The following is a 5,164-nucleotide window of genomic DNA, read 5'->3' as shown; positions in this document are numbered from 1 at the left end:
CAACTCCGTCGCGACGGGACGATCCACAACTACCTCAGGATGCTCTGGGGAAAGAAGATTCTCCACTGGTCCGAGAACCCGCTGAGCGCCCTCGAGATCATGATCGAACTCAACAACAAGTACGCGCTGGACGGTCGCAACCCCAACTCGTACAGCGGGATTTTCTGGGTGCTGGGGCGTTACGATCGTGCCTGGGGTCCCGAGCGCCCGATCTTCGGCAAGGTGCGTTACATGACGTCGAGCAATACACGACGCAAGTTGAGAGTCCGGGGCTATCTGGAGCGATACGGTCGGGATTAGTCGACGAGGCTCCAGCGAAACGCCCGAATCGACGTCAAATCGCGAACGAAAACTTCATTGCCACGCACGGCCAGATGCGCCCAGGCCTCGCGACTTGTGGCGGACTTGCGGTCGAGCAGCTCGAACCCTTCGGGGTTTGCCCGCACCAGCAATAGCTCACCGCCCGAGTCGAGGGCCAGGATCTTGTCTCCCTGCCACGCCATGCTCCAGTACTTGCCGAGATTCTCCGTGCGCCAGCGCTCTTCACCGGTGGCAATCTCGAGACAACTGAGACGGCCGTTGCTGAGGTGCATGTAGACAAACCCGTCGATCTCTACCGGCGTCGACATGTAGCCGGTCGCCTTGTGTGTCCACACCTCGTCGACCTTGAATCCCTCACCGCTGCGGGTGACCTCGTAAAGGAATGCGCCGTTCTTGTAGGGGCTGGTGAAAATTCTGTCGCCCTCGATGACCGGCGTAAGGATGTTCATGCCGCGGAAGTTCGGTACGGGCTGGGACCATAATTCTGTTCCGTCTTCGAGCGAAACGCCGAACAGTCCGCCCCGTTTCATCACGACCAGCTGACGAACCCCCGCCAGCGTCTCGATCACCGGCGACGAGAAGGCTCCCGACTCCGACATCTTCGAGGTGCCGGCTAAAGAGCGCCAGATCGGCTTGCCGGTCGTCGCGTTCAGTTTGACGATGGAGTTGGCCGCCTGGACGTAAAGGAACTCCCCATCCAGCAACGGTGAGGACGCAAACCCGAAGTCCGGAATCTTGGTTTTGTAGAGCGCCGGGAAGTCCACGGTCCAGCGAATCTCGCCGCTGTCGCCCGCAAGGGCGAGCAGTTTTTCGTTCATGTCGCCGACGTAGAGCGTCTTGCCGTCCCAGGCGGGCGTCGAACGAACCCAGTCGCCGTTGGAGGCGGCGAAGAACGGAACGCTGCCACTGCCGCCCCAGGTCGTCTTCCAGACTTCCGCTCCGTCCTCACGGCTCAGCGCGCGCGCGGCGACGGTCTTTCTGTCTACCGTCTCGACGACAAACACCAGGGATTCGGTGACGATCGGTCCGGGATAACCCTTGCCGAGATCGACGCTCCACATCTCGACCAGCCCTTCGAGAGACGCGGGCCATGAGTCGCCGGGCACGGCGCCGGTGCGTTGGGGGCCTCGCCACTGGTCCCAGTCGGGGACCGCCGGAGACTCCGCAGCGGCAACCCCGCAAACAGCGAACGTGAGCAGTAGGGAGAGCAGAACATTGACGCGCATGAGAGGGGCTCCTCGGAAGCGTTTATCGATTGAGTACCCAGATTGAGATGTTGAGAGCCGTTGCGAACGAGACCCAGAGCAGATAGGGCAAGAGCAGCCACGCGGCCATCGGTCGAATCCTGCGGAAGGAGATCATGGTCGCCACGATCGCGCCCCACAGTGCGACGATCTCCAGAGCGGCCCAGCCCGGCTGCTGAAAACCGAAAAAGATGAACGACCAGAGAGAATTGAGTCCCAGTTGGAGTGCAAAGATCAAGAGAGCGGTGCGGCGTGTCGTTCCCGTAGAGGCCCGCCAGACGAGCCAGGCAGACACGCCCATCATGATGTAGAGAACCGTCCACACGGGACCGAACAACGCATCGGGCGGCGTCCATGTGGGTTTCTCGATGAAAGGGTACCAATCCCTGATCGACGACGCCGTAGCCAGAGATCCGGAGATCCCCACCAGCAGGCAACTTCCCAGGCTCACGATCAATGATTTCATCGGCGCTCGCTTGCCAGAGGGTGCAATAGCTCCTGAATCCTCGTCGCCCGGTAGGCGAAGATCTTCTTGACGTCCGAGGCGACGAACCGACCGCCGAAAAGCCGTCCCAGCCAGCCCATGGGGAGGCGGTAGCGTACCCGGTCGCGAATCAGAGTCCCGCCGCCGCGATCGTGGAACGTATGGGTATGGTGCCACTTCGCGTAGGGGCCTTCCAGTTGGGTATCCACGAATCGCTCGTTAGCTTGCCACTCCTCGATCCGCGATCTCCATCTGAGCGGAAAGCCGTGGATTCGTAGTTTGTAGAGCAGTTCGGTGCCCTGCTGGACCCTCTCGGTGGATCGCTCCAACATGCCGAATCCCAGCCACGGTGGCGTGATGGCCTCGAGGTTTCTGGGATCGGCGAAGAACGCGAACACCACATCCCTGGGCAGAGGAACGCACTGCTCGGTCGTGAAAACCTGATCTTTCATTTGACTCTCCCTCAATAGAGGTTTCGCCCAGGAAGCGAAAACGGATTCAAGGCCAGGCAAATCCCCTCGATGTCGTAGAATCGGCCTGGGATAATGGGGACAGATTTATTTTTCTCTGCGAAAAATAAATCTGTCCCCATTTTGAGGGCCCCATGATCGGCAAGACGCTCAATCAGTACAGGATCACCGCCAAGCTCGGCTCTGGCGGGATGGGGGATGTCTATCTGGCCGAGGACACCCGCCTCAAGCGGGAGGTCGCCCTCAAGATCCTCCCCGAACGGCTGGCCACCGACCCCGAGCGCCGGGACCGCTTCGAGCGTGAGGCCCAGGCCGTCGCCGCGCTGAACCATCCCAACATCGTCACCATCCATCAGGTCGAAGAGTGCGACGGCGTGTTCTACATCGCCATGGAACGGGTCGAGGGCCAGTCCCTCGGCACGAAGATCGGCAAGGACGGCATGTCGCTGCAGGAGCTGTTCGCCATCGCCGTGCCGCTGACCGACGCGGTCGGCGCCGCCCACGACAAGGGCATCACCCATCGCGATCTGAAACCGGACAACGTGATGATCAGCGACGACGGTCGGGTCAAGGTGCTGGACTTCGGGTTGGCCAAGCTGGCGGCCGGATCGGGATTGAACGACGATGCCACCGCCACGGTGACTGCCGAAGGGCGGATCGTCGGCACCGTCGCCTACATGTCGCCGGAGCAGGCCGAGGGCAAACCGGTGGACGCCCGCTCCGATGTCTTCTCTCTCGGTATCCTTTTGTATGAGATGACCACCGGCAAGCGACCGTTCGCCGGCGATACCGCCATCTCGACCATCTCGTCAATCATGAAGGACACGCCGGGCTCGCTGACCGATCTGGACCAGAGCCTGCCCCGTCACCTCGATCGGATCGTCAAGCGCTGTCTTAATAAGGATGCGGGGCGGCGGTACTCCTCGGCCCGGGAGCTCCGTAACGAATTGGAGCAGCTGAAGGGCGAGATCGACAGCGGCGAGTCCGATGCCGTCCCCCGCCCGGGTCGCCCGTGGTGGAAACTCGTGGCCGCGTTGGCGGTCGCCGCCGTCGTCATCGTTCTGATTGTACAGAATCTGCCAACTCGCACCGACGATGTCGCGCCCACACCGGCAGCCACCGAGACCCGCGAGATGATTGTGGTGCTCCCGTTCCAGAACGTGGGCGGTGCCGACGACGAGTTCTTCGCCGCGGGCGTCACCGAGGAGATTACGACACGGTTGAGTACGGTCGGGGACCTCGGTGTGATCTCGAGCGAGAGCGCCCAGCGCCTCGTCGACGGGGCGACGACGACCCGGGAGATCGGCGAACGGCTGGGGGTCGACTACGTGTTGCAGGGGACGGTGCGCTGGGCCGGTTCCGGCGACGCAGAACGACGGGTACGCATTACGCCGAAGCTGATCCGGGTGGCCGACGGCACCCAGGTCTGGGCCGAGAGTTACGACGAGACCGTCGACGACATCTTTACCGTTCAGTCGCGGATCGCCCGCGCCGTCATCGACAACATGGGGCTGGCCCTCGGTGCGGGCTCGGCCGTCGAGCGACCGACCACCCACAGCGTCGAGGCCTGGCAGGCTTACCTGCGTGGCCAGGAGTTCGCCGACACGTTGACGCCGGAATCGCTGGAGCTGGCCAGCCTCAGTTTCGAGAGCGCACTGGAATTGGACCCACAGTTTGTCGATGCATGGGCCAGACTGTCGCTGGCGCACTCGATGACCATGCATGTCGGGATCGACACGTCGGCGGAACGGGATGCACGGGCGCTGGAGGCGGTCGAGAACGCGCTGCGACTGGAGCCACACTCCTACCAGGCACGGCTTGCCAAGGGTTTCTACCACTACTGGGGGCACAAGGACTACGACCTGGCAATGGAACAGTTCGACTCCGTCCTTGCGGAACTGCCGAATCATGCTGACGCGTTGGGCGCGCGAGCCTACGTCAGTCGTCGTCGGGGGGACATGCCAGGCGCCCGTGTCGATCTGCAACGGGTCCTGGAGCTGGATCCACTTGGCAAGCGGACGAGTCTGGAGTTGGCGCTGACGGAAATTGCCCTGGGTGACTACGCATCCGCCAGGGAGCACTTGCAGAAACCGATTTCGCAGGACCCTTCCTTCGCCGAACCGCACTTCTGGCTCTGGGAATCCTACCGACTCGAGGGACGGGTTTCTGATTGCGCCCGGGTCGTGCAGTCCGTACCCGCCATCATTACTTCGCCCGTCATCGAACACCTCCGCATCTCTCAGAAGCTGCTGGAACGGGACCCCGAAACTGCGTTGACCTACCTGAGGACCTTCTCCACCGAGTCCTACATCGCAGCACCGCTATGGGTTCCGGCTGCCTTACTTGAGGGCCAGGCACAGCTGCAGCTCGGTAACCCGACAGCGACCCGTGCTGCATTGCAAACCAGTCTCGACTTCCTGGAGCCCCAGGTTGCCGCCGATCCTGACTCGATCTCGGCGCTGGCGGCCCTTGCCGTGACCTACGGGTTGATGGGCCGGGATCAGGATGCGCTGCGCGTGGCGCGACATGCCGTGGAGGTTTACGGAATCGAGCGCGACACGTTCTTCGGTGTGCGGGTCGAGTTGTATGCGGCTCAGGCCGAGGCGCTCGCCGGCGAGACCGACGCCGCCGTCGATCGACTCGAA

The 5,164-nt window shown here is 62.5% G+C and carries 5 protein-coding genes; 2 read left to right on the top strand and 3 right to left on the bottom strand.

What is annotated here, in order from left to right; translation table 11 throughout:
• Positions 1–300: deoxyribodipyrimidine photolyase (locus tag OES25_17440; GenBank protein MDH3629421.1), on the top strand; the 300-nt coding region annotated here is incomplete at its 5' end.
• On the opposite strand, the gene OES25_17435 is transcribed toward OES25_17440, so the two are convergent.
• From OES25_17435 to OES25_17425, 3 genes are read right to left on the bottom strand one after another with little or no spacing between them, the layout of a single operon-like run.
• Positions 297–1,547: a PQQ-like beta-propeller repeat protein gene (locus OES25_17435; GenBank protein MDH3629420.1), complete on the bottom strand. Its 1,251-nt coding sequence runs from the start codon at positions 1,545–1,547 to the stop codon at positions 297–299. The two genes, OES25_17440 and OES25_17435, sit on opposite strands and share 4 nt — an antisense overlap.
• Positions 1,548–1,569: 22 nt before the next feature.
• The gene (locus OES25_17430; GenBank protein ID MDH3629419.1) at positions 1,570–2,031 is read right to left on the bottom strand and encodes a tryptophan-rich sensory protein; all 462 of its coding nucleotides are present in this window, start codon (positions 2,029–2,031) and stop codon (positions 1,570–1,572) included.
• Positions 2,028–2,501 carry an SRPBCC family protein gene (locus OES25_17425; GenBank protein MDH3629418.1) on the bottom strand — a complete coding sequence of 158 codons (474 nt, stop codon included), beginning with the start codon at positions 2,499–2,501 and terminating at the stop codon, positions 2,028–2,030. Before OES25_17425 ends, OES25_17430 begins: the two co-directional genes overlap by 4 nt.
• 152 nt (positions 2,502–2,653) lie before the next feature.
• Between OES25_17425 and OES25_17420 the strand changes: the two genes are divergently transcribed.
• On the top strand, positions 2,654–5,164 hold a 2,511-nt coding region (locus OES25_17420; protein MDH3629417.1), incomplete at its 3' end, for a protein kinase.

This window comes from Acidobacteriota bacterium (genome assembly GCA_029861955.1).
Lineage (GTDB): Bacteria > Acidobacteriota > Polarisedimenticolia > Polarisedimenticolales > Polarisedimenticolaceae > JAOTYK01.
This window is presented reverse-complemented; position numbering and strand designations above follow the sequence as displayed.